General features: G+C 35.8%; 24 protein-coding genes and 1 tRNA gene. 22 read left to right on the top strand and 3 right to left on the bottom strand.

The features are described from left to right. Positions 1–424 precede the first annotated feature (424 nt). The 18 genes from aspS (at position 425) to CXF59_RS13455 (ending at position 17,267) form a co-directional block, all read left to right on the top strand. Positions 425–2,173 carry an aspartate--tRNA ligase gene (gene aspS, locus CXF59_RS13540; protein ID WP_101138277.1) on the top strand — a complete coding sequence of 583 codons (1,749 nt, stop codon included), beginning with the start codon at positions 425–427 and terminating at the stop codon, positions 2,171–2,173. A gap of 128 nt (positions 2,174–2,301) precedes the next feature. Then, complete coding sequence (locus CXF59_RS13535; RefSeq protein ID WP_007137066.1) at positions 2,302–2,496, top strand: cold-shock protein; 195 nt, start codon at positions 2,302–2,304, stop codon at positions 2,494–2,496. Between the two features lie 241 nt (positions 2,497–2,737). Next, positions 2,738–3,103 carry an NADH-quinone oxidoreductase subunit A gene (locus CXF59_RS13530; RefSeq protein WP_016990221.1) on the top strand — a complete coding sequence of 122 codons (366 nt, stop codon included), beginning with the start codon at positions 2,738–2,740 and terminating at the stop codon, positions 3,101–3,103. 77 nt (positions 3,104–3,180) lie between these two features. Then, positions 3,181–3,729, top strand: a complete 549-nt coding sequence (locus CXF59_RS13525; protein WP_016990220.1) for an NADH-quinone oxidoreductase subunit B — start codon at positions 3,181–3,183, stop codon at positions 3,727–3,729. 4 nt (positions 3,730–3,733) lie between these two features. Then, positions 3,734–4,255 (top strand): NADH-quinone oxidoreductase subunit C, encoded by a 522-nt coding sequence (locus tag CXF59_RS13520; protein WP_101138276.1) that lies wholly within the window; start codon positions 3,734–3,736, stop codon positions 4,253–4,255. Positions 4,256–4,287: 32 nt separating this feature from the next. Further along, a complete protein-coding gene (locus tag CXF59_RS13515; RefSeq protein WP_101138275.1) occupies positions 4,288–5,526 on the top strand; it encodes an NADH-quinone oxidoreductase subunit D in 1,239 nt (412 codons plus the stop codon). A 50-nt stretch (positions 5,527–5,576) separates the two neighbouring features. Then, on the top strand, positions 5,577–6,107 hold the full coding sequence (locus CXF59_RS13510) for an NAD(P)H-dependent oxidoreductase subunit E (RefSeq protein WP_101138274.1): 531 nt from the start codon (positions 5,577–5,579) through the stop codon (positions 6,105–6,107). Between the two features lies 1 nt (position 6,108). Continuing rightward, the gene (gene nuoF / locus CXF59_RS13505; protein ID WP_101138273.1) at positions 6,109–7,476 is read left to right on the top strand and encodes an NADH-quinone oxidoreductase subunit NuoF; all 1,368 of its coding nucleotides are present in this window, start codon (positions 6,109–6,111) and stop codon (positions 7,474–7,476) included. Between the two features lie 62 nt (positions 7,477–7,538). Beyond that, on the top strand, positions 7,539–8,582 hold the full coding sequence (locus CXF59_RS13500) for a 2Fe-2S iron-sulfur cluster-binding protein (protein ID WP_101138272.1): 1,044 nt from the start codon (positions 7,539–7,541) through the stop codon (positions 8,580–8,582). A 3-nt stretch (positions 8,583–8,585) separates the two neighbouring features. After that, a complete protein-coding gene (nuoH, locus tag CXF59_RS13495) occupies positions 8,586–9,638 on the top strand; it encodes an NADH-quinone oxidoreductase subunit NuoH (protein ID WP_101138271.1) in 1,053 nt (350 codons plus the stop codon). Positions 9,639–9,745: 107 nt separating this feature from the next. After that, a complete protein-coding gene (locus tag CXF59_RS13490) occupies positions 9,746–10,291 on the top strand; it encodes an NADH-quinone oxidoreductase subunit I (protein WP_101138270.1) in 546 nt (181 codons plus the stop codon). Then, a complete protein-coding gene (locus CXF59_RS13485; protein WP_101138269.1) occupies positions 10,291–10,803 on the top strand; it encodes an NADH-quinone oxidoreductase subunit J in 513 nt (170 codons plus the stop codon). The genes CXF59_RS13490 and CXF59_RS13485 overlap by 1 nt, the downstream gene beginning before the upstream one ends. A 1-nt stretch (position 10,804) precedes the next feature. Then, the gene (nuoK, locus tag CXF59_RS13480; protein WP_016990210.1) at positions 10,805–11,125 is read left to right on the top strand and encodes an NADH-quinone oxidoreductase subunit NuoK; all 321 of its coding nucleotides are present in this window, start codon (positions 10,805–10,807) and stop codon (positions 11,123–11,125) included. Between the two features lie 6 nt (positions 11,126–11,131). After that, on the top strand, positions 11,132–13,015 hold the full coding sequence (gene nuoL / locus CXF59_RS13475; RefSeq protein WP_101138268.1) for an NADH-quinone oxidoreductase subunit L: 1,884 nt from the start codon (positions 11,132–11,134) through the stop codon (positions 13,013–13,015). 9 nt (positions 13,016–13,024) lie between these two features. Then, complete coding sequence (locus CXF59_RS13470; RefSeq protein WP_101138267.1) at positions 13,025–14,467, top strand: NuoM family protein; 1,443 nt, start codon at positions 13,025–13,027, stop codon at positions 14,465–14,467. A 13-nt stretch (positions 14,468–14,480) separates the two neighbouring features. Then, positions 14,481–15,851, top strand: coding sequence for an NADH-quinone oxidoreductase subunit N (locus tag CXF59_RS13465; protein ID WP_101138266.1), 1,371 nt, complete (start codon positions 14,481–14,483; stop codon positions 15,849–15,851). Between the two features lie 264 nt (positions 15,852–16,115). Then, complete coding sequence (locus CXF59_RS13460) at positions 16,116–16,466, top strand: hypothetical protein (RefSeq protein WP_101138265.1); 351 nt, start codon at positions 16,116–16,118, stop codon at positions 16,464–16,466. Between the two features lie 84 nt (positions 16,467–16,550). Then, the gene (locus tag CXF59_RS13455) at positions 16,551–17,267 is read left to right on the top strand and encodes a DsbA family protein (RefSeq protein WP_101138264.1); all 717 of its coding nucleotides are present in this window, start codon (positions 16,551–16,553) and stop codon (positions 17,265–17,267) included. A gap of 1,055 nt (positions 17,268–18,322) precedes the next feature. Here the strand turns inward: CXF59_RS13455 and CXF59_RS13445 are convergent. Next, positions 18,323–18,916 (bottom strand): FimB/Mfa2 family fimbrial subunit, encoded by a 594-nt coding sequence (locus tag CXF59_RS13445; RefSeq protein ID WP_101138263.1) that lies wholly within the window; start codon positions 18,914–18,916, stop codon positions 18,323–18,325. Between the two features lie 185 nt (positions 18,917–19,101). Here CXF59_RS13445 and CXF59_RS13440 point away from each other — a divergent pair, with 185 nt between their 5' ends. Further along, positions 19,102–19,974: an AraC family transcriptional regulator gene (locus tag CXF59_RS13440; protein ID WP_101138262.1), complete on the top strand. Its 873-nt coding sequence runs from the start codon at positions 19,102–19,104 to the stop codon at positions 19,972–19,974. A 973-nt stretch (positions 19,975–20,947) separates the two neighbouring features. On the opposite strand, the gene CXF59_RS13435 is transcribed toward CXF59_RS13440, so the two are convergent. After that, positions 20,948–21,027 (bottom strand) — tRNA-Leu (locus CXF59_RS13435). Positions 21,028–21,246: 219 nt separating this feature from the next. On the opposite strand from CXF59_RS13435, the gene CXF59_RS13430 reads away from it, so the two are divergent. The 3 genes from CXF59_RS13430 to pth all read left to right on the top strand — a co-directional run bounded on the left by CXF59_RS13430 (position 21,247) and on the right by pth (position 23,830). After that, entirely contained in the window at positions 21,247–22,188 is a 942-nt protein-coding gene (locus tag CXF59_RS13430; RefSeq protein WP_101138261.1) for a ribose-phosphate pyrophosphokinase, read from the top strand. A gap of 29 nt (positions 22,189–22,217) precedes the next feature. Further along, complete coding sequence (locus CXF59_RS13425; protein ID WP_101138260.1) at positions 22,218–22,832, top strand: 50S ribosomal protein L25/general stress protein Ctc; 615 nt, start codon at positions 22,218–22,220, stop codon at positions 22,830–22,832. 323 nt (positions 22,833–23,155) lie between these two features. Further along, on the top strand, positions 23,156–23,830 hold the full coding sequence (gene pth, locus CXF59_RS13420; protein WP_101138259.1) for an aminoacyl-tRNA hydrolase: 675 nt from the start codon (positions 23,156–23,158) through the stop codon (positions 23,828–23,830). A gap of 101 nt (positions 23,831–23,931) precedes the next feature. On the opposite strand, the gene CXF59_RS13415 is transcribed toward pth, so the two are convergent. Next, entirely contained in the window at positions 23,932–26,622 is a 2,691-nt protein-coding gene (locus CXF59_RS13415; RefSeq protein ID WP_101138258.1) for a reprolysin-like metallopeptidase, read from the bottom strand. Between the last annotated feature and the right edge of the window lie 22 nt (positions 26,623–26,644).

Raw genomic sequence — 26,644 nt, 5'->3', positions numbered from 1 at the left:
CATGACTACCAATTTAAATCTTTTTAATTTCCTTTCCATTATTCCTGTAAAGAATACTAATTGAATAAGTGTTTGTGTTAGCAATCTCTGCCTTAAAAGAAACTGTTTCTTTTGTCTACCTAATTCCACTAAAAGAGCAAACCAACACTAATGTTATAAAAATATTTCATTCCTAAAATCTAGTTTTCTTACGATTAATAACACGTGATTTCATTTTCTTAAGCCTAATAATAAATTAACAAAAAATTAATTTATTGAAGTTTCCCCGTTTTCGGGATTAATTTAATTTTTGTCGTTACTTTTGTATCCTAAAATTTTGATAATGTATAGAAGTCATAATTGTGGCATTTGAAATTAAAAGGAGGAAGCCCAGCGGGCTTCAGGTATTTTGCATTAGTAAAAACAGCATATAAAAATAAATAAAATGTATAGAAGTCATAACTGTGGTGAACTCAACGCCTCACATATAAATACTGAAGTTACTCTTGCCGGTTGGGTTCAAAAATCTAGAGACAAAGGATTCATGAATTGGATTGATTTGCGTGACCGTTATGGAATAACACAATTAATTTTTGACGAAGGTCGTACCGAAAAAACAGTTTTTGAATTGGCAAAAACGTTGGGTCGTGAATTCGTAATCCAGGTTAAAGGAACCGTTATCGAACGTGAAGCTAAAAACAAAAACATCCCAACAGGTGAAATCGAAATTTTAGTTACTGAACTAACTATTTTAAATGCCGCTTTGACACCTCCTTTCACTATTGAAGACGAAACAGATGGTGGAGAAGACATTCGAATGAAATACCGTTACCTTGACATAAGGAGAAATCCAGTGAAAAACAGTTTGCTATTTCGTCACAAAGTAGCTATGGAAGTACGCAAGTACCTTTCTGATTTAGATTTTTGCGAAGTAGAAACACCCTATTTAATAAAATCAACTCCTGAGGGAGCCCGTGATTTTGTTGTTCCTTCTAGAATGAATGAAGGGCAATTTTATGCATTACCGCAATCTCCACAAACCTTCAAACAATTATTGATGGTAGGGGGAATGGACAAATATTTCCAAATCGTAAAATGTTTTCGTGACGAAGATTTACGCGCAGACAGACAGCCGGAATTCACTCAAATTGATTGCGAAATGGCCTTTGTGGAACAAGAAGACATCTTGAATGTTTTTGAAGGACTGACAAGACACCTGTTGAAAGAAATTAAAGGCATCGTAGTGGACAAATTCCCTCGTATGACCTACGATCACGCAATGAAAACATACGGAAATGACAAACCGGACATCCGTTTCGGAATGGAATTTGGCGAATTGAACGAAGTGGCAAAAAACAGGGAATTTCCTGTTTTCAACGCTGCAGAATTAGTTGTGGGTATTGCAGTTCCAGGCACTGGAAACTATACTAGAAAAGAAATCGACGCTTTAATCGAATGGGTAAAACGTCCACAAGTAGGTGCTTCGGGAATGGTTTATGTAAAATGCAACGAAGATGGCAGTTACAAATCATCAGTAGATAAATTCTATGATCAAAATGATTTAAGTACTTGGGCAAAAACGACCGGAGCACAAGTAGGCGACATGATTTTTGTTCTATCCGGTCCTGCCGATAAAACAAGAACACAATTAAGCGCATTACGTATGGAATTAGCTACGCGATTGGGATTAAGAATACCAACCGAATTTGCACCGCTTTGGGTTGTTGATTTTCCATTATTGGAATTTGACGAAGAAAGTGGCCGTTACCACGCGATGCATCATCCGTTTACTTCCCCTAAACCAGAAGACATGCACTTATTAGAAACAAATCCTGGAAAAGTACGTGCCAATGCTTATGATATGGTGTTGAACGGAAATGAGATAGGAGGCGGATCTATACGTATTCACGATAAGGCGACACAGCAGCTAATGTTCAAATACTTAGGTTTCACGGAAGAACAAGCCAAAGAACAGTTTGGGTTCTTGATGGACGCATTCCAGTTTGGAGCACCCCCACACGGAGGACTTGCTTTTGGACTAGACCGATTAGTTGCCATTCTTGGAGGACAGGAAACCATACGTGACTTTATTGCTTTTCCAAAAAATAATTCCGGACGAGACGTTATGATCGATGCTCCATCGGCAATTGATGAATCTCAGTTAAAAGAGCTACATATAAAATTAAACATGTAGTACTTCATCGGTAAAAAATGTCGGAAAACGTTGAATATCAATTATTTTCAAAAAAAAAGAATATTTAATAACAATCATATGATATTAAATATTACATTTGCCCATTATAAATTATTATTACAATTACAATGCGTACAGGTACAGTTAAATTTTTCAATGAATCAAAAGGTTACGGATTCATTACAGACGAAGAAACAGGAAAAGACATTTTTGTTCATGCATCAGGAATCAACGCGGAAGAATTGCGCGAAGGTGACAGAGTTAGCTATGAAGAAGAAGAAGGAAGAAAAGGAAAAGTTGCTGCGAAAGTAGCAGTTATCTAAGCAAAAAATTTATTTTTTGCCTACGAATGTCTAAGACGTTTCGATTTATTTCGAAACGTTTTTTTTTTGGTTACACCTCAAAAATTGACCTAAAAGGAAAGAATTGAAATTATTATTCATAATGATTAAAAATTATAAGCCAATTGGATTCTCCATGCAACTAAATTTTGTATTCCACTTGTGTTTTAAATCCTTGAAACCTATCTTTGTTGCTTATTTTAGTACATAAACATCATAAATTATGCAATCTGATCAATTAAGTTACGTCCCGATTTTATTACAGTTTTTATTAGCTGCGGGATTTGTTGTGGGAACTATTATTGTTTCCGGTAAACTGGGACCTAAAAGGAAATCAGAAATAAAAAATAAAAACTTTGAATGTGGGGTTGAAGGGATAGGAAACGCACGTATTCCATTCTCTGTAAAATACTTTCTAGTTGCTATTTTGTTTGTATTATTTGATGTAGAAGTCATCTTCCTATATCCTTGGGCAATCAATTTTAAAGAGTTAGGAATGGAAGGCATGGTCAAAATGGTCATATTTATGGTTCTCCTTTTGGTGGGGTTTTTCTACATTATCAAAAAGAAAGCGCTAGAATGGGAATAAGAAATTATGATAAACATTGGATCACAACCAACTTGTATGGTTTATGATCCAAATTTTCTAATTCAAAATATAAAACGATGAGTAATTCAAGCATAAAAATAGTTGAGCCGCCAGAAGGCGTTGTTGGAGAAGGATTTTTCGCCACAACCCTAAATGATGTTGTAGGTATGGCTCGCGCCAATTCACTTTGGCCATTGCCCTTTGCAACTTCTTGTTGCGGTATTGAGTTCATGGCTACCATGGCCTCTCATTATGACTTAGCTCGATTTGGATCTGAACGTGTTAGTTTTTCTCCCCGTCAAGCAGATATGTTAATGGTAATGGGTACTATTTCTAAAAAAATGGCACCTATCTTACGTCAGGTATACGAGCAAATGTCAGAGCCAAGATGGGTTATTGCAGTTGGCGCTTGTGCTTCCTCAGGAGGTATTTTCGACACCTACTCTACTCTTCAAGGAATTGACAAAGTTATACCGGTTGACGTTTACGTACCTGGATGCCCTCCAAGACCGGAGCAAATCGTAGATGGCGTAATGAAATTACAAGAATTAGTTAGAACGGAAAACGTAAGACGAAGAAGTTCACCTGAATACCAAGAATTATTGGCTTCTTATAATATCAAATAATACCATGGCATTAGAAAACACAGTTATCCAAGATAAATTAACGGCAGCGTTTGGCGAAAATGTGCTTCATTTCAAGCAAGAAAAAGATATCTTCTCGTTTGAAATACCTGCTGATAAAATTACAGCGATTATTCTCTTTTTAAAAAATGACCCTTTACTGCGTTTTAATTTTTTGACCGACTTATGTGGAATACACTATCCGGATAATGAAGTTGACCGACAATTTACAATCGTATATCATATGCACAATTGGTATGAAAATAAACGTATAAAAATCAAAACGTTTATTAGTGGTGAAAAGCCTGAGATAAAAACCATCTCTAACATTTTCCTCTGTGCAAACTGGATGGAAAGAGAAACCTATGATTTTTACGGTGTAGATTTTATTGGACATCCACAATTAAAGCGTATTTTGAACATGGATGAAATGGTTTCGTTTCCTATGCGCAAAGAATTTCCCATGGAAGATGGAGGACGCACCGATAAAGACGATCGTTTTTTCGGCAGAACAATCGACAATTGCTAAAAATAGAATTTATAATTTTTCACATTCAATAAATGTCAGAACTATTATTACCACCAGAGCATCGCTATGCTAAAATAATGAAAGAGAAGCTAAATGAAGATGGGAGCGAACTTTCCATATTAAATTTAGGTCCTACTCATCCTGCTACGCACGGAATTTTCCAAAACATTTTATTAATGGACGGGGAACGTATTTTAGAAGCCGAACCAACTATTGGTTACATACACCGCGCTTTTGAAAAAATTGCAGAAAACCGACCTTTCTACCAAATAACTCCCCTTACAGACCGAATGAACTATTGCTCCTCTCCTATCAATAATATGGGATGGTGGATGACTTTAGAAAAACTACTCGATGTTGAAGTGCCAAAACGTGCTCAGTATTTACGAGTTATTGTAATGGAATTAGCAAGAATTACGGATCATCTTATCTGTAATTCTATTTTAGGAGTTGATACAGGTGCTTACACTGGATTTCTTTATGTTTTTCAGTTTAGGGAAAAAGTATATGAGATTTATGAAGAAATTTGTGGAGCTCGACTGACTACCAATATGGGAAGAATTGGTGGTTTCGAAAGAGACTGGTCACCTGAAGCTTTTAGAAAGTTAGATGTTTTTTTAGAAGAATTTCCTGTAGCTTGGAAAGAATTCGAGAATTTATTCGAAAGAAATAGAATTTTCATGGACCGAACTATAAATGTAGGTGCAATTTCTGCTGAACAAGCAATTTCTTATGGTTTTACAGGACCTAACTTACGTGCAGCAGGAGTTGATTACGATGTACGTATCGCACAACCGTACAGCTCTTACGACGATTTCGATTTTATAATCCCTGTTGGAACATCGGGAGATACCTACGATCGTTTTTGCGTGCGTAATGCTGAAGTTTGGCAAAGCTTAAGTATCATTCGTCAGGCTTTGGAAAAAATGCCAGAAGGCAATGATTTTCATGCTGACGTTCCTGACTATTACCTGCCTCCAAAAGAAGATGTTTACACCAGTATGGAGTCCTTGATATACCACTTTAAAATTGTAATGGGTGAAATCCCTATTCCAGTTGCGGAAATATACCACCCTGTAGAGGGAGGAAACGGAGAATTAGGTTTTTATTTAGTAACTGACGGAAGTCGTACTCCATATAGACTGCATTTTAGAAGACCCTGTTTTATTTACTATCAAGCCTATCCAGAAATGATAAAAGGAGCATTACTATCTGATGCAATTGTAATTTTATCAAGTTTAAATGTAATTGCAGGAGAATTAGACGCGTAAAGATTTCAGATTGAAGAATAACGATTTTAAATTTCAGATTTAAAAGAAAAATGGAAAGAACACATTACAAGCAAGAAATAAATATTACGGAAACATTGATGAACCGCATCAATGAATTAATAAGCCACTATCCCGAAGATAAAAGAAAATCAGCTTTACTGCCCGTTTTGCATGAAGTTCAAGATGCTCACGACAATTGGTTGAGCACAGAATTAATGGATAAGGTAGCTGAGGTCATCCAAGTATTGCCAATTGAGGTATATGAGGTGGTTTCTTTTTATACCATGTACAATCAAAAACCAGTCGGAAAGTATATGTTTGAGTTTTGTCAAACATCACCATGTTGCTTAAACGGAACGGAAGATTTAATGGATTACACTTGTGAAAAACTAGGTGTTAAAATGGGAGAAATTACAACAGATGGACTTTTTGAAGTAAAAGGAGTAGAATGTTTAGGAGCATGTGGCTACGCACCGATGATGCAATTAGGAGATTTTTACAAAGAGCATCTAACAGAGGAAAAAATCGATCAATTAATCATTGATTGTAAAGACGGAAAAATAATATTACAAGATAAATAATATGTCAAAAAAGATATTATTAGACAAAATTAAGGTTCCAGGAATCAAAACCTATGAAGTTTATCGCCAAAACGGTGGTTACGCTTCAGTGGAAAAAGCAATGAAAGCAATGACTCCTGACGAAGTTGTTGAGCAAGTAAAAGCATCGGGACTTCGCGGTCGAGGTGGTGCTGGATTCCCAGCTGGATTGAAATGGAGTTTTATTGATAAAAAATCAGGAAAACCAAGACATTTAGTTTGTAATGCAGATGAATCTGAACCAGGAACATTCAAGGATCGCTACTTGATGGAATTTATTCCTCATTTATTGATCGAAGGAATGATTACTTCCAGTTTTGCTTTGGGTGCAAACCTATCGTACATCTACATTCGTGGAGAATATATGTGGGTTTATAAAATCCTGGAAAGAGCCATTGCTGAAGCTAAAGCTGCCGGTTGGTTGGGTAAAAACATATTAGGAACCGGATACGACTTAGAACTGCATGTTCATATTGGTGCCGGTGCCTACATTTGTGGTGAGGAAACAGCACTTATCGAATCATTGGAAGGAAAAAGAGGTAATCCCCGTATCAAACCACCATTCCCTGCAGTTTCAGGTTTATGGTCAAATCCTACCGTGGTGAATAACGTCGAAACCATTGCATCAGTGCCATGGATTGTTAACAACTCTGGCGATGATTATGCTAAAATTGGAATCGGAAGATCTACTGGAACTAAATTAATTTCTGCTTCAGGGCACGTAAAAAATCCTGGCGTATATGAAATTGAATTAGGACTTAGTGTCTACGAATTCATGAATTCAGATGAATATTTAGGCGGAATGAGTTCTGACCGCCCCTTGAAAGCATTAGTACCCGGAGGTTCATCAGTGCCCATATTACCTGCAGAGCTAATATACAAAACAGCTAACGGTGAAGACCGTTTGATGTCATACGAATCGTTAAGTGATGGTGGCTTTACAACAGGATCAATGTTAGGTTCTGGAGGATTCATCGTCTATAATGACACTTCTTGTATCGTACGTAACACTTGGAACTTTGCCCGTTTTTACCATCATGAAAGTTGTGGACAATGTTCCCCATGTCGTGAAGGTACGGGATGGTTAGAAAAAGTTTTATGGCGTATCGAAAACGGTCAGGGACGTGAAGAAGACATTGATTTGCTATGGAGTATTCAAAGCAAAATTGAAGGAAACACAATTTGTCCGCTAGGTGATGCGGCTTCATGGCCAGTAGCAGCAGCTATTCGTCACTTCAGAGATGAATTTGAATATCACATTCGTTTCCCAGAAAAAATAAAAAACAGAAACCATTTTGTTGCCGAACCTTTTGAAAAAGTAAAGCATTTAGTTTCTAAAGTAATAGTATAAGTTGAGTCGAAAGTTAAAAGGTTAAACGTTGTAAAACATTTAACATTAAGGCATAAATAAAAATGAAAGTAACAATAGACGGTCAAGCAATTGAAGTAGAACCAGGAACAACCATTCTACAAGCAGCACGTATGATAGGTGGAGAATCTGTTCCACCAGCGATGTGCTATTACTCTAAATTAGAAGGAAGCGGAGGAAAATGTCGTTGCTGTTTAGTGGAAGTCGCTAAAGGAAGTGACGCAGATTCACGACCAATGCCAAAACTAATGGCTTCCTGTGTCACAGGATGCATGGACGGCATGGAGGTCAACAGCAAATCTTCAGACAGAGTTAAGGAAGCACGAGAATCAGTAACCGAATTTTTATTGATTAATCACCCACTAGATTGCCCAGTTTGTGATCAAGCGGGAGAATGTGATTTACAAGATCTGAGTTTTGAACACGGAAAAGGTAAAAGTAGATTTATAGAAGATAAAAGAACTTTTGAACCTGAAGATATTGGGCCAAATATTCAATTACACATGAATCGCTGTATCCTTTGCTATCGTTGTGTCATGGTCGCTGATCAATTGACAGACAATCGCGTACATGGTGTGATGGACAGAGGAGATCATTCTAATATTTCGACTTGCATCTCTAAAGCGATCGACAACGAGTTTTCAGGAAATATGATTGACGTTTGCCCTGTAGGTGCACTAACCGATAAAACATTCCGATTTAAATCACGAGTTTGGTTCAATAAGCCTTATACTGCACATAGAGATTGTGATAAATGTTCTGGTAAAACAACCCTTTGGATGTTTGGAGGCGAAATTCAAAGAGTAACAGGACGTAAAGACGTTTACCACGAAGTTGACGAATTTATATGTAACGGATGTCGTTTTGACCACAAAGACCCAACTCACTGGGTTATTGAAGGACCAAGAGCTTTTGACAAAGACTCCGTTATCAATCAAAATAATTATACTCAAAAATTAGAGACAGTTGTAATCGATACCGAAGATTTCATATTAAAAGGTAGAGAACAAGACCGTTTAAAAATAAGCATGCCTGCTATCCCCTTGAATAAGGCAGAAACAGACGATTTTAAACTTGGTAACATTTAGAATATGGATAGTAGTATAATTATAGAGAAAAGCGTCATTATCTTGGTAGTTTTTGGAATCACCATGTTAATGGCGATGTATTCCACTTTAGCTGAAAGAAAAGTAGCCGCTTGGCTTCAAGATCGTGTCGGTCCCAACCGAGCAGGTAAAGGTGGTTTATTACAACCTCTTGCAGATGGATTAAAATTGTTTGCCAAAGAAGAATTTGAACCTGATACCCCAAACCGCTTTTTGTTTTTTACAGGACCAGCGATTGCAATGACTACTGCTTTAATGACAAGTGCTGTGATCCCCTGGGGTGATCGATTTCATCTCTTCGGTAAGGACATAATATTACAGGCAACTGACATTGATGTTGCTTTACTTTACCTTATTGGAGTAATGTCAATAGGTGTCTACGGTATCATGATTGGTGGATGGGCATCCAATAATAAATTTTCATTAATTGGTGCTGTTCGTGCCGCCTCCCAAATGATATCTTACGAGGTAGCCATGGGACTATCATTAATAGCATTATTGATGATGACCGGAACATTAAGTTTACGCGAAATCTCAGCGCAGCAGTCTGGAATGAACTGGAACGTTTTTTACCAACCGTTGTCTTTCCTAATTTTCTTAATTTGTGCTTTTGCAGAAACAAACCGAACTCCCTTTGATTTAGCAGAATGTGAAACGGAATTAATTGGTGGGTACCATACAGAATACTCCTCTATGAAGATGGGGTTCTATTTATTTGCTGAATACGCAAATATGTTTATTTCTTCTACCATTCTTGCTGTTTTATTCTTTGGAGGATATAACTATCCTGGAATGAGTTGGGCAGTAGAAAACTGGGGTGTAAACTTTGCTAATGTATTAGGAATCGTCGCTTTATTTATAAAAATATGCGGTTTCATTTTCCTTTACATGTGGGTAAGATGGACTATTCCAAGATTTAGATACGATCAGCTGATGCATTTGGGATGGAGAGTATTAATACCATTATCTATCGTCAATATCATTATAACCGGGATTGTAATATTGAGAGCAGAAATAGCAATTTACTTAGGACTTTAAGTAACATTTACAAATGTCTAGGTCTGATGACAGTGAAAACCTCATCTTGCTTACTTTACTAAGATGAATTTTAACGAAAAGCAGGAATAGCTTCAAAAAAATAAAAAATGTCAATAGAAACAATATCCTTATCTGGAAGAAAAAAATTAGTCTCTCACAAAGAGATGTCTTTTTTAGAAAGAATGTATCTACTTGCGATTGTCAAGGGAATGATCATCACAATTAAACATTTGTTTACAAGAAAAGTTACCATTCAATACCCTGAGCAAGTTCGAGAACGAAGTCCAGTTTACCGCGGTCAACACCAATTAAAACGTGACGAACAAGGTAGAGAAAATTGTACTGCTTGTGGTCTATGTGCGTTATCATGTCCTGCCGAAGCAATCACAATGACAGCAGCAGAGCGCAAGCCGGACGAAAAACACTTATACAGAGAAGAAAAATATGCTTCGATATATGAAATAAATATGTTGCGCTGTATTTTTTGCGGTTTATGTGAAGATGCATGTCCAAAAGACGCTGTCTATTTGACAACCTCAAAAACACTTGTAGCATCTAGTTATGAGAGAGAAGATTTTATTTATGGAAAGGATAGACTAGTTATGCCTTTAGATATCGCTATGAAAAACGCACAACTTAAAAACGCCAACTAATGTCGACTATATTAATTATCTTTTGTGTTTTGGGAGCTGTCACTATCGCCACCGCTTTTCTGACCATCTTTAGCAGAAACCCCATTCACAGTGCCTTATATCTAGTTATTTGTTTTTTTACAATAGCAGGACATTATTTATTATTGAACTCTCAGTTTCTGGCGATTGTTCACATCATTGTCTACTCCGGAGCCATTATGATTCTATTTTTATTCACCATCATGTTGATGAACTTGAATAAAGAAAATGAAGTCCATAAACCACGAATTACAAGATTAGGAGCAGTTGTTTCTTTTTGCTTGATAAGTGTAGTTTTGATTTTAGTTTTCATCAATTCTAAGCCTATCATTGGAGAATACATAAGTACCGGCGAAGATTACCAATCTATCAAAGTATTGGGTAAAGTCTTACTGAATGAGTATATGGTACCGTTTGAATTTGCATCTATATTACTTTTAGTAGCAATGATTGGAACGGTTTTATTGTCTAAAAAAGAAAAAACAGAGAAATAACATGAACAATATTTTAAATGAAATAGGTATCGAAAACTATATTTTCCTTTCTACGATACTTTTTTGTATTGGAGTCTTTGGAGTTTTATACAGACGAAACGCAATTATCGTATTTATGTCTGTCGAAATTATGCTAAATGCGGTCAATCTTTTGTTTGTTGCATTTTCTACCTATCACCAAGATGCACAAGGACAAATTTTCGTCTTTTTCTCTATGGCTGTAGCTGCTGCCGAAGTTGCTGTAGGTTTAGCCATTCTAGTTTCTATCTTTAGAAATTTAGGCTCAATTGACATCAATAATTTAAAAAACTTAAAAGGATAAATTTCAATGGATACAAGTTTAGCTTTACTCTTATTACTAGCTCCTTTTATAGGGTTTATATTTAATGTCTTCTTTGGAAAAAGTATCGGGAAACCAGCTTCTGGCATAATCGGAACTCTGACTGTTGCCCTTTCGTTTGCAGTGTCGGTTTATTTTTTCCTCCAAATAAATCAAACGCATCAAGCCATCCAAATTCAATTATTTGATTGGATTCAAATCAGCAACTTTAATGTAGATTTCGGTTTTCTATTGGACCAGTTATCTATCTTATGGCTGCTTTTTGTTACTGGAATTGGCGCATTGATTCACATGTACTCCATAAGCTACATGGCTGATGATGAAAACATGCATAAGTATTTTGCTTATTTGAATCTTTTTATCTTCTTTATGATTACCCTGGTAATCGGAAGTAATTTATTGGTTCTTTTTATCGGTTGGGAAGGCGTTGGTCTTTGTTCGTACCTTCTTATCGGGTTTTGGCATAAAAACCAAGAATTCAATGATGCGGCTAAAAAAGCATTTATCATGAACCGAATCGGAGATTTAGGTTTACTGATTGGAATCTTTATCATAGGATCTCTATTCTCTACTTTAGATTATGCTACTTTAAAAACAGCCATTGCCGGTGCTACAGATTTAAATATGTATTGGATCTCTGCTGCCGCTTTTGCTTTATTCATAGGAGCTTGTGGAAAATCAGCACAAATTCCATTATACACTTGGCTACCAGATGCCATGGCGGGTCCAACACCTGTTTCAGCATTAATACATGCTGCGACAATGGTTACTGCAGGTATCTTCATGATTACACGATTAAACTTTGTGTTTGATTTAGCACCAGATGTTCAAAATATTATTGCCATTGTAGGAGCCGTTACCTCTCTTGTAGCAGCCACCATCGCTTTGGTTCAAACAGACATTAAAAAAGTACTAGCTTACTCTACAGTTTCTCAGTTGGGATTGATGTTCTTGGCTTTAGGTCTTGGCGCATACGAAGTAGCCGTATTTCATGTTATTACACACGCTTTCTTTAAAGCTTCATTGTTCTTAGGTTCCGGATCTGTTATCCACGCTTTACACGGAGAACAGGATATGCGCAAAATGGGTGGATTGAAAAAGGTAATGACAATCACATTTATTACCTTCCTAATCTCTTCATTGGCAATATCAGGTATCCCTCCTTTTTCGGGATTTTTCTCGAAAGACGAAATATTGATGGTTGCGTTTGAGCACAATAAAATACTTTGGTTCATTGCTTCATTGGCCTCCATTATGACAGCCTTCTATATGTTTCGCTTGTTATACCTTACTTTCTTCAAAGAATTCAGAGGTACGGCAGAACAAAAAAATCATTTACACGAGAGTCCTGCTTTGATTACGTTTCCTTTAATTGTTCTGGCAATTTTAGCAACATTAGGGGGACTAATTAGTTTACCTACAAACAGCTGGCTGAACGAATATCTAGCTCCATTATTTACTAAAGTAGCTACAGAAGAGCACCACTTTGGAACATCAGAATATCTCTTAATGCTAGTTGCCGTAATCGGAGGGTTAATAGGAATTGGAATTGCTTATGCAAAATACATCAAGCAAAATGAACTTCCTGCTGACGATGCTGCAATAACGGGTTTTACAAAAGTGCTATACAATAAATATTACATAGATGAAATTTATGACTTTTTATTCGTGAAATCAATTAACAGCTTGTCAAGATTCTCTAGAGACATTGTGGAAACCACTTTAAGCTCTTTAGTTTTCGGTTTAGGAAAAGTAACCAACGAAATAGGGTTTCAAGGAAAGAATATACAAAACGGAAGTATCGGACGTTATCTTTTTGCGTTTGTTTTAGGCATGTGTGCCATTGTAACCTATTTATTTTTAGCTCAATAATTTTATACCATGAATGTATCTATACTACTAATTATACTTTTTGTTGGCGCATTTGCAACGTATCTGGCTGGTGACAAACTGGCTTCAAAAGTAGCATTATTCTTTGCCTTATCCTCTTTGGGATTTTCAATCGTATTGTTAAATCAATTTAACGCTGGTGAAAACATTAGTGTGATCTACCAATGGATCAACCAACCTAATATTTCATTTGCTCTACAAGCAGATGGTTTGTCAATCGCGATGATTTTATTGACATTATCGTTGACACCTATAATTATCTTTTCTTCTTTTGGGAATGTTTATAAAAATGCAAAAGCGTTTTATGCTCTAATCCTATTTATGGCATTTGCCATGGCAGGAACATTCTTAGCTTCGGACGGTCTTTTATATTACATCTTCTGGGAATTGTCCTTAATCCCTATTTATTTCATTGCCCTAATTTGGGGTAATGGTGATGTTGAAGAACGTAAGAAAGCGGTGGTGAAATTTTTCATCTACACCTTAGCAGGATCTTTATTTATGCTACTAGCTTTCGTTTATTTGTACCAAAAAGCGGGAAGTTTTTTATTAGAAGATTTATACAAATTAAATTTATCTGCAACAGAGCAATTATGGATATTCCTAGCCTTTTTCTTAGCCTACGCTATTAAAATTCCACTTATTCCATTCCATACTTGGCAAGCAAGCGTATACCAAAAAGCACCTGCAGTGGGAACAATGTTGCTTTCAGGGATTATGCTAAAAATGGGACTGTATAGCATTATTCGCTGGCAATTGCCTATCGCTCCGCTTGCAGCAAAAGAATACATGTATATCTTCATCAGCTTAGGAATTGCTGGAGTGATCTATGGTTCAATTGTCGCATTGAGACAGAAAGACTTGAAAAAGTTACTGGCTTATTCTTCCTTAGCCCATGTTGGGTTAATTGCAGCGGGAACGTATACACTTACTATTGATGGATTACGCGGTGCGGTGCTACAGATGATTGCTCACGGCTTTGTGGTAGTTGGCCTGTTTTTCATATCTGAAATAATTTTTAGAAGATATGAATCTCGCACTATTGCTGAAATGGGTGGTATTCGTACTCAATCACCAAAATTTGCTTCGATGTTCTTGCTCTTAGTATTAGCATCTGTTGCACTTCCTACTACTTTCAACTTCGTTGGTGAATTCACAGTGTTATATAGTCTTTCCCAAATTAATGTATGGTTTGCCTTTTTAGGCGGAATGACTATCATCCTGGGAGCATACTATATGTTGAAAATGTACCAACAAGTTATGCTTGGAGAAACGAATACAAAAGTGTTTGCGGATGTTACTTTTAAAGAAGGATTTGCTTTGGTTCTTATCATAGCGGTTTTATTCTTTTTTGGGATGTATCCAAAACCAATTACAGACTTAATCACACCAAGTTTGGAAAATATTTTAACTCATATTAATAGAATTAACTAGTCAAGTAAAAAAAATGAATACATTAATAGCTATAATAGGATTAGGTGTTTTATGCCTTTTATTTGAAATTTTAGATTTACGAAAAGCCATTATACCCATAACAATTATTGGGTTACTGGCCATACTTGGACTTGATATCTCTGAATTCAATTCCCCTGCCGCATACTACAACAACATGATTATTGTAAGTAAATTTTCGACTGCATTCAGTGGTCTATTTATCATCTTAACCATTTTTTTAGTGGCACTGAGTCATAAATTCTACGAACATCATCAAACTAAAATCTCTGATTTTATTGCCATAAAAGTGTTTTTATTGGCAGGAACGGTTGCCATGGTTTCTTTTGGAAACTTAGCCATGTTCTTTTTAGGAATAGAAGTTTTATCTATTGCCTTATACATTTTGGCAGCGAGCAACAGATTGAGTTTAAAAAGCAACGAAGCAGGTTTAAAGTATTTCTTGATGGGATCTTTTGCTTCCGGTATTATCCTTTTCGGTATCTGTTTAATATACGGAGCGATGGGAAGTTTTGATGTCATTGAAATTAGCGAATTATCACAATCCGCGGAATTGCCGGTTTGGTTCCCTATTGGAATTGTACTAGTAACTATCGGAATGTTTTTCAAAATTGCAGCAGTACCATTTCATTTCTGGGCTCCTGATGTATATGAAGGCTCTCCTACTTTGACCACTGCCTTAATGAGTACATTAGCAAAAGTGGTGGCTATTGCCACTTTATTTAAATTGCTAACGATTATGAACGCCGATATTTCGCCTTCATTTCAACTTATTATTGTTATCATTTCTATGGCTTCGATGACCGTAGGAAATATAATGGCATTGCGACAAGTCAACGTAAAACGAATACTGGCATATTCGGGAATATCCCATGCTGGTTTTATGTTGATGACTTTACTTAGTACTACAAATGCAGCAGGAACATTATTATATTACAGCTCAGCTTACGCATTAGCAGGAATCGCAGCCTTTAGTGTAATTATCTACGTTTGTAAAGACAATGAAAATGAAGACATGACCAACTTCCACGGATTAGGAAAAACCAACCCCTTATTAGCGGCTATCTTAACGGCCTCTTTATTTTCTATGGCTGGTATTCCAATTTTCGCAGGTTTCTTTGCCAAACTATTTTTATTCAATAACATGCTACAAGCGGGTTTTATCGCTTTAGTGATAGTTGCCGTAGTGAATTCGATTATAAGCGTAGGATACTACTTTAAATTGATACTGGCGATGTATACCAAAGAGCCTAATGAAGAAAGAACAGGAACCCCTGTGGTAATTTATGCAGTTGCCGTTATCGCCATTGTTTTGAATATCGCTTTGGGTTTATTCCCATCTTTAGTTCTAGACTTGCTTGCATAATAATTCAACACGATAATATACAAAAACCCATCAAGATAAATTTTGATGGGTTTTTTGCTTGAATCTGTTTATGTAAAACTAACGCGCTGACATATTTATGCTATATATACTACATAAAATAGCAGCTGAGCACAAGTTTATGGCTGTACAAAGTTAATCCATGATCTAAATAATAAAATTAATATGAGTTTATACTTTAAAATTTGGGTAAATGCTATACTAAAAATAAGAAGAAATCCTTTGCGAAAGGAAGATTGGAAGTGGATGGTTCAAATTTATATGGCGATAGCAATGGCATTGAATTTAATGTTCTTACTTGCTGTTCTTCAAAGAAATATATTTAATTTTTCTTTTTATGACATCGAAATCAATTTGTTTGCTGTTAAAATTTTAAACGATTTACTTTCTGGATTTATATTGTTCTTTTTACCGCCTTTATTGATTAACTATTTATTAATTTTTAAAAATAAAAAATATTTAGATTTGATTGAGAAATATAAATCTGAAAACGGAAATTATTTTTTTCAATATTTTTTTACTTCTTTATTTTTACCATTAATAATTCTAATAATTGCCTTCTCTTTAAATAAAACTCGACCTGCAAATTCCCAATAAAAATACAAACCCAATTCAAATCCGAATATCTTTCCTTACATTTGTATATACAAACAATTGAAGCTCCAATAAATAAAAAATACAATGGAAAATAAATTAAAAATACAAATCTGGTCCGATATCATGTGTCCTTATTGTTACATAGGAAAAAGAAGGATTGAAGGCGCTCTCGCACAATTTGAGCACAAAGATGCCGTTGAAATCGAATGGAAAAGTTTCCAGTTAGACTCCAACTTCGTTGCGTCGGAAGATGACGATATGGTAGAACACCTTGCCACGAAATACCAAAAAGACAAAAAATGGGCCCAAGAAATGATGGACAGCATGACGGAAAACGCTAAAAATTCAGGATTGGATTTCCATTTTGAAAAAGCGGTAATGGCGAATTCTTTTAATGCACATCGTCTGCTACATTTGGCAAAGAAACACAACCTATCAGACGAGTTGGAAGAACTATTGTTTAAAGCCTACCTGACCGAAGGTGAAAACATCAACGATTTAGATACCTTAAGCGAACTGGGGATTAAAGCTGGGCTAGAGAAAGATGAAATTGAAACGGTACTACATTCAAGCGCTTACGGAGCAGCCGTGAAACAAGACATCGAAATGGCGCAGAAAGTAGGAGTTCAAGGCGTTCCTTTCTTCGTTTTCGACAATAAATATGCTGTTTCTGGAGCTCAACACGTGGAAACCTTTGTGAAAACATTAGAGAAAGTATGGGAAGAAGGCGATTTTGAATCCAAAATTACGATCCTAAATTCACCAAATGAAGATAGCTGTGGTGTAGACGGGTGCAACTAAAAAAAAACAAAATGTTTGCTGTACTTAAGAAAACAACTTTTGTACGGCGGGGAATATTAGTCTGTAGTAATGTCACCGAAAAAAAGCAGCCCCGCTTATCAAAAATACGGTGATTCGAGATAAATGCCGTAATGGAAAAGAGAAGGGAAAAAAGCGCAAGATTATGCAAATAGAAACGACATTAGTAAATACTATACTAATGCCGATGCACTAATCAATGATCCAGATATAGATGCCATATATTGCGATGCCCCCTGACTCGTACAAATTTTACAATCTAAAGGTTGCCGAAGCAGGCAAAATATGCTGCGTCGAAAACCCTTATCTGAAAACTATAAAGACAATAACACTATATACTAAGCCTATCAAAATAACAACGTTCTATCATTTGTAGCTTATTAGAGAAGGACTTTACCTCGATTTATCCGAATAAAAAACAAGCTAGACACATACAGCATTGGAGAAGTCAGACATATCAACTGTCATCTAAGCAAACCAGTCTCTGAATAAGATCTATCACAGGTTTATAACTGGCGTACCACTTCAAAGGTAGCTACCGCTGGCTGTTTTGATGATCTAGCTATTCACGGATTAGACTTATTAGTACTCCTTTTAAGAAACATAAAAGAAGCTTCAGGACTGATTCTGAAACAACAAGGGCTATATTCTGCCGAAGATGCCGTATCGGCAAGTTGGCTTCATGAATCAGGAATTAGCGGTTCTGCGAGTTGGAACTTTGGTTCTTTTATTAGAGAAGATATCGTTGAAATATACGATAGTAAAGGAAAAATAATTTTTCTGTATTCGATAATATACTGCTACAGCGAACAAAAGATGAAAGTGAAACTACTCTTATTATAGTACACCCAGAAAATATTCAATTATACCATGTGTAAAAGATGTACGAACGCTTAACCTCTAACAGTATAAACCCTTCTGATGGAAATACGGCAACTCATACAAGCTAGTTTTGGACAAAATTATTGAGAATATATTATAAAAAGAAACAGCTCTAAAATAGAGCTGTTTCTTACTACATATTATTAACTCACTAATTACTTAGCGCTAATCTTTTTAACAAAAACCTTATCCGCATAACTCATGATGAACGTATATTCTTCATTATCTAAGTTTTTAATATCGAAATATTTAGAAATGTATTGCTCTTCTATCAGTGGACTACTGTATACTAACTCATCAGCAGCATTATAAACTTTAATAGTCACTGGATTTTGATAAACATTAAAAATACTTACAGAAACTAATCCATTTTTGTTCACTAACATTGGTTTATATGTCTCTTTAACTGCATTTGAAGTAAGAATAGCCGTTTTCCCTATCACAGAAATTTCATATTTCGAAATTTTTGTGTCAGATTCTGCGACAAGAAAATAAGTTCCTTCAGGTAAAGCATTTAGATCATAAGTTCTATTGACACTTTCTTTGGAATTTATATTTTCTGAATGTATCAATTTATTATCTAAATCAAAAATTGATAATTCTACTTTATTTACCTCATTAAGAACAAAAGTCACTTTCTTTCCTTGTCCTTTTTTTACAACTAGAGAAAAGTCATTTCCTAATGCACTTACATTCAAAACAGTCAATAAAGCCGCTACTACTGAACTAAATTTTAAAACCTTTTTCATAATTGTAATTTTTAAATTTGTATTCCTTTTAACCTTTACAAATTTAAGTCAATCATTCCGTTGAATATAATGCAGAGTTTTCACAATTCTATGCTATTTTACCTTTAACGAAATCGATAAAGGTTAAAAAACTCAACAATTTCGCAATATTGTGTAAATTTGCATAAATCCGATAAAAGTAGAATATGAGACCTATACTCCCTAACTTAGAAATCATAATTCCTTCTTTTGGTAGTTCATTTTCTATCAGTAAACACGAAGAAAATACAAATATCCACGCCGGCCACTGGCATTACCACCCAGAAATTGAATTGGTCTACATTAATGGAGGCTCAGGTAAGCGACAAGTAGGCAATCACGTCTCTTATTATAACGATGGTGATTTAATACTAATAGGTAGTAATCTCCCTCACTGTGGGTTTACAGATCAAGAGACGGGAAATAAAAAAGAAACAGTGATACAAATGAAGCCTGACTTTCTTGGAAATGCTTTTTTTGAAATTTCTGAAATGACAAATATTAGAAACTTATTCCGCCAAGCCAAACAAGGCATCTCCTTTACTGGCAAAACCAAAAAAATACTTGGCGAAAAAATAGAGGCACTTGATGAACAAACGCAACTAGAGCGACTGTTGAATATTCTATCCATCTTAAACGAGTTGGAATTATCTACAGATAGTGTGATTTTGAATGCCGAAGGCTTTTCATTCGAAATGCAAATGCAAGATAACGACCGAATGAATGTTGTCTACAATTATGTAAAAGATAATTTTCAGAATAATATTAGCCTGGAAGTAATTTCGGAGCTTGTCTCCATGACTGTCCCATCATTTTGCCGTTATTTTAAGAAGATAACCAATAGAACCTTTACTAAATTCTTAAATGATTATCGATTGGTTCATGCATCAAAATTATTAGCTGAAAAGCCCATCAGCATATCTGACGTCTGCTGTGAAAGTGGCTTTAACAACTTCGGCCATTTCAATAAATCCTTTAAGGAGTTTACAGGTAAAAGTGCATCACAATACCGTCAAGAATTGCGTTCCTATTTAAAATAGATACTACCCAATACTATATTGCATACTAACATATTTTGATTGGACATGCTAACTTAGTCATCACAGAAGGTTACTAAATAAGATTACTTTTTGGCCCTGTATGTAATGAGGGTGTAAGCTCAGATCCTAAAATGTTTTAATTGTTATACTTAATGCAATAATATTCCATGGCGTTTTTTTGTGCAAAAAGTGACATAAATACACTCAAAACAAAACATTTATTTTTGTTGAAAATGATGTTTTTTAGGGAGTTTAAAAAGTTATACCTCAGAAAATATAAACCAATTTCCATTACTGTATTACGGATATTGATCTACAACCTTATGTTCTCCTGTAGAAGGTATGGAGACACATCGCAAACGCGTTGCATTGAAGTCAAAGACATTCATCAATGATATAATCATAGAAAAACAATATAGACTAGGTCAATATTTTGCGGATCATGATAGAGATACTTATACATTATAAAAAGTGAAGTATAATTAGAGCATGAAACAAAAACAACAAAACCCAACACCTTCAATTGACTCAGACATAGCTACGCTAAAAACCTATTAGACACCGGAACTACTTCACGATATGCAGGAATTATTAGGGCAATAGCGGCAAAACCACTGAAATATAGAGTCTTGTAAGTACAAAAGCCTGTGAAAAATATAAAATCTGTTCGATAATTTATGAGTTTTTTATTATACATTTGAAATTATTTTATATTCAATAAATACGCCATTGCGTGATGCTTATCTCACATATTTAACTAAAAAAAGATGACTTTGTGTGGTTTTGTCAAACATATATGCGAGTTACCTGCAATTACAAAAATAAAAAGGACAAAAAAGAAGTATCTCCTGTTTTGAATAGAATTAAAATTTATTAAAAAACGAAAATATCAAAAGGTTTGGCAAAGGTTTGGCAACTACAATTAAAAAAAGCCTGTAATACTTGATAAACAAGCAATTACAGACTTTTTAAGTACCCGGAGCCGGAGTCGAACCGGCACGGTTTCCCACAGGTGTTTGAGACCAGCGCGTCTACCAATTCCGCCATCCGGGCTTAGCAGACATGAAATAACGACAGTTATTTCAACGCAATAAAAGATGAGATTGTAATAAAATCAACCATCGATTCCTTTAACACGGTGCAAATGTAAAAAATAATATTAAAAATTCTACTAAAAATACTTAAAATTTTCCTTTCAGAGTTGAATAAATTTTATAAATTTGCACCTCCATAAAACGGTACACACTAACTAACTACAAAACAACAAATTAAATGTCACACCTAGAACCAGAAGCTAAAATTTTTGCTTGTTCACAAAGTGTCTATCTGGCTGAAAAAATTTCAAAGCAATACGGAATTCCATTAGGTAGAGTTACCATGGCTAAATACAGTGACGGAGAGTTTCAACCTTCTTACGAAGAGTCTATCAGAGGTTTACGCGTATTTATCGTTTGTTCCACTTTTCCAAATTCAGACAATCTGATGGAATTGCTACTTATGATTGACGCGGCAAAACGCGCATCAGCAAGACATATTACAGCAGTAATACCTTACTTCGGTTGGGCGAGACAAGATAGAAAAGACAAGCCAAGAGTTCCGATAGGAGCAAAACTAACCGCAAAACTGTTAGAAACTGCCGGAGCGACTAGAGTAATGACAATGGATCTGCATGCAGATCAAATTCAAGGATTTTTTGAAAAACCGGTTGATCATCTTTTTGCTTCAACTATCTTTTTACCTTACGTGACAAGTTTAGGACTGGACAATTTAACGATTGCCTCTCCAGATATGGGAGGTTCAAAAAGAGCGTATGCCTATTCTAAATTTTTAGGGTCAGACGTAGTTATCTGTTACAAACAAAGAAAAGAGGCCAACATTATCGACAAAATGGAATTGATTGGTGAAGTTAAAGGTAAAAATGTAATCTTGGTAGATGACATGATTGACACCGGAGGGACTTTGGCGAAAGCCGCTGATTTGATGATGGAAAAAGGAGCATTGAGCGTAAGAGCAATTTGTACTCACGCCATCTTATCAGGAGACGCCTACGAAAAAATAGAGAATTCTAAATTATTAGAATTAATAGTTACCGATTCTATTCCTTTAAAGAAAGAATCAAATAAGATAAGAGTGTTGAGTTGTGCACCTCTCTTTGCCGATGTTATGCACATGGTGCATCACAACAATTCCATTAGTGGGAAGTTTATAATGTAATATTATTTAATAACTATATTTTTTTTACAATGAAATCGATTACAATTAAAGGATCAGAAAGAGAAAGCGTAGGCAAAGTAGCAACTAAAGCCTTACGTAATGCTGGAGAGGTTCCTTGCGTGTTATACGGAGGAGATCAGCCAGTACATTTTTCAGCAGAAGAAAAAGCATTCAAAAGCTTGGTTTACACTCCAAACGCTCACACAGTTGTGATCGACCTTGGAGAAGGAAAATCATTCAATGCTATTCTAAAAGACATTCAGGTTCACCCTGTGTCAGACAAAATTTTACATATTGACTTCTTTCAATTATTTGATGACAAAGAAATCACTATGGAAGTTCCAGTAAAAGTGGTAGGTACATCTCAAGGTGTTCTTGCAGGTGGTGTTTTACGTTTGAATACTCGTAAACTTAAAGTAAAAGCTTTACCACAAGATCTTCCGGATTTTATTGAAGCTGATATTACTCCACTTATGATGGGGAACAAATTGTACGTTACGAAACTTGTTTCTGACAAATACAAATTGATTCACCAAGACAACACAGTTGTTGCTCAAGTAAGAATCTCTCGTGCAGCTATGAAAGCAGCACAAGAAGCAGCGAAAGCAGCAAAAGGAGCTCCTGCAAAAGGAAAGAAAAAATAATATTTTTTCACTCAAATTTAAAAGCATCAGTTGTAAAACTGGTGCTTTTTTTATTTAATGTGTCCCGAAAGCTTTCACGATTATTTCAGGCTCTTAATTATTAGGAACACAATCACCTCTTCATCCACATCAGTTGCTCCACTAACGGAACTTCGGGACGGTTCAATATTTTTGTCTACCAAAGACAGGGGGAAAAAGATTTTCACTGCTATGAGATCTGTTTTACAACGCTTTATTATCCTCGGATAACTCCTTCAGCCTCCTCCATCAAATTATCTAAATATCTCATTGACAAATTATCTAATTAAGCTTACTTTTGCACAATGCTTAAATGGATATCAGATATATTTTCATCAAAACAAAAAGAAGCCAATACCGATTGTATGAAACCGGAGGTTCACGAACACCAAAAAAACAATATAGAAAGCGTGAGTAATAAATTTTTAATAGTAGGACTAGGAAACATAGGCGCTGAATACGTTAATACACGCCATAACATTGGATTCAAAATACTGGATTATTTTGCTAAAAAAGAACAGCTTTCATTTCAGACAGTCAAACTGGGTGCTCTTGCAGAGTACAAATTTAAAGGAAGAACTTTTTTTCTTTTAAAGCCAAATACCTACATGAACTTAAGCGGGAAAGCAGTCCAATACTGGATGGACAAAGAAAACATTCCGCTTGAAAACATCCTGGTCATTACCGATGATTTGAACCTGTCTTATGGAACGATTCGCATCAAACCAAAAGGAAGTGATGGCGGCCACAATGGATTAAAAAACATCAACTTAATCCTGAACACCAACCAATATACCCGGTTCCGTTTTGGAATTAGCGATGAGTTTAAAAAAGGAAAGCAAATCGATTACGTTCTTGGAGATTGGGATGATGCTGAAAAAACTGCACTTCCAGAACGACTAGCACTGGCATCCGAAATAATAACCTCTTTCGGGACTGCTGGATTAGAAAATACCATGACTGCATTTAATGGAAAATAAAAAAAGGGAAACATGCTATCATGTTTCCCTTTTCTATTAAAATCGATAATCACTATTATTTGATTTTTGCATATTTCAAACCATTGAAAATAATATATAAACTAATAAATCAGTATCTTTTTTATTTCCTTTTTACTTCCATCAATAATTGTTAAAAAGTAAAATCCTGGCTGCGTATTTACCAATTGAATATTTTCGTTATAATCATAATTACCCCTATAACTCATCGCATTCTCGAATATTTTTCTACCTAATACATCATGAACTACTATTTTAATTCCACTTTTTGACGTACTAATAAACTGAAGAATAAAACTTCCTTTATTCGGATTTGGATACAAAATAAAATTAGTTAATTCAAAATCGGGCTCAACCAAGGTGTAATTTTTGGTACAAATATTAATAGAAGCGGAATTTAACATGCCAGCATCAGTTTTATACGCATCTCTTATTTTAAAAGTCCAATCCCCTTGAGGGTTTTCTCCATTAAAAACAGCTAATGCTTGAAAAGGAACTACCGTTTGCAGCGATGTTGCAGCACATACTAGATCAGTCCCAGAGTCGTCATAGCTAAGCAGTAATGTACTATTTGTATTACCACAACTCCTATCAAACAATTTTACCGTCGTTCCTTGTGCACTTATTACTTCCATCTCAACATCAGATAAATAAGAATGAGTTAGGCTTACATTAAAGTTTACGTCAGCAACCGAGCTTAAAGTAGACGGAACAGTAATAGTTCTAGCAGTATAGGCAACTTGTTCCGGAATAACAAAAGGAGCTGCAAATGTATAAGTAGTGCAAGTAGACTCAACTGAATATCCTATGGCAAAAGCGGTACTGTTCACTACATAATAAATATTACCAACTGGCTCAATTAAAATCCTGCAGTTCTTAGCCGTAACATTTGGAACTATAATTACCTCAGAGCCATCATTTGGGGTGTTACTTACCAATAGCGTTGGAAAAGTAGCTCCCCCGTCAACAGAAAGTCTAATATTCACATTAGCGGAACCAGGCAATGTATTAGTATTATTTACAGACCAATTGATTGTATTACTTTGCCCCTGAAACCAGCTTAAATTATCTGTATTTTGGGACGTAATTACAAATGGTCCTGCTGTTCCGCTGACATTCACGGTCATCCCATCTGTATTAGTTTGTGCAGTTCCCTGTGGCGCATTATCTCTTGCTGTTAATGTAAAATGTAGCGCTCGGGCAACATCCGAAACCGATTCCCACTTACTTCTTAACTTATTTGACAATACGTTACTATACAATGGCATATACCTCACAGGACTAGCGCTAGGATATACAGATCGGAAGAGAGGACCATCAGGTTTTGTAGCAACAGCCAAACTAATGTCTCCACTGGAAGTTACCGCAGCATCATTTTGTTCCCACGTGTACATAAGAACATCACCTGTAGCATCTGTTCCGGTTCCTTTTAAAACGAATGCAGTCCCCTTAGGAATAGTGTAATCTGCTCCAGCGTTTACTACAGGAGGATTATTACTGATCATCACCTTAGTAGGACAGGTTTTTGTGGCAAGATTAGTTTGAATTTGCAAAATACTAACATAGGCAAAATAATCATCAGAGCTAGCCTGAACGTCATAATCAGTTGTAATACCAGCATACCCCATAATTGTTGAACCACTTCCCGGTTCTACATTTACATTTACAGGAGTTTCTTCCAGCTCATGCGAAAAAGTATGATTTGCACCCAACTGATGTCCTATTTCATGCACAACAAAATCAATATCAAAAGTATCGCCTTGTGGAACCCCATCCGCAGGCGAAGTGTAAGCACTTCCTTTCCCCAACGGAATATTAATAGTAGGTGAAACACACACGCAGCCGATGCATCCCGCATTTCCACCTCCACCGGTAGCCCCAAACAAATGACCAATATCATAATTGCCCTCCCCAATCACATTCGTTAAAGTAGCCTGAGCCTCCTGACTCCAAGCACCAGTTGCACCTGTTGAAGCGGCTGAGTAAGGATCAGTTGCAGCATCGAGATAAACTATAGCATCGTTATTGGCGATAAGAACGAGTTGGACAGCCAAGTCTTTATTAAATATACCATTCACTCTAGACATGGTCGCATTCATTGCCGCAAGTGCTTTTTCCTTCGTTCCACCATGGTAAGCTGCATATTCACCAGTACAAGATAAACCCAACCGCAAAGTATTAAAAACCTTGTTATTTGACGCTATTTTAGTCGTCTCGTTTAGCAATTGCTTGTTTAAAGTCAAATCTTCCGTTTTACAGACAAATGGCAAGTTTTCTTTATCCCTGTTCTTAGAAGAAAAAAGAACGTATAAAGAAGGGTTTTCCTGATAAGACTCTATAAATTCTGAACCGCTATCGGCTCTAAGAATCATAGTTTGCAGTCCTTGCGGCGACAAACTAAAATTAAGTGAAGCTCTTGGATCTGTAATACCTACCCCTGCGTATGCTCTAATATTAGGATATTTGGCTTGAAGTTCCGGCTCGAAATTGGAGGACTCCCAAACTAAAAACTTTTCTAAAACCCCATTTAAATTTGGAATGGTGATTTCGACACCACTACTTTTTGAAGTCTTATTTTGGTTAGACAACAACAACTTTTTAAATCCATCCTCATCTAAACGAAATAAAAATTCTTGGTTTGGCTTGGATTTACCAATGTTTTTAACACTATTTGACTCCATGTCTTTACCTACCCTCTTCCAGAGCGGCTCGTTTTGAGCATGGATTGGCAAACACCACACCGCAATTAACAGGATAAGAAGACTTTTTTTCATGGTTATATCGTATATGTCTCAA

Source organism: Flavobacterium sp. ALD4, assembly GCF_002836475.1.
Lineage (GTDB): Bacteria > Bacteroidota > Bacteroidia > Flavobacteriales > Flavobacteriaceae > Flavobacterium.
This window is presented reverse-complemented; position numbering and strand designations above follow the sequence as displayed.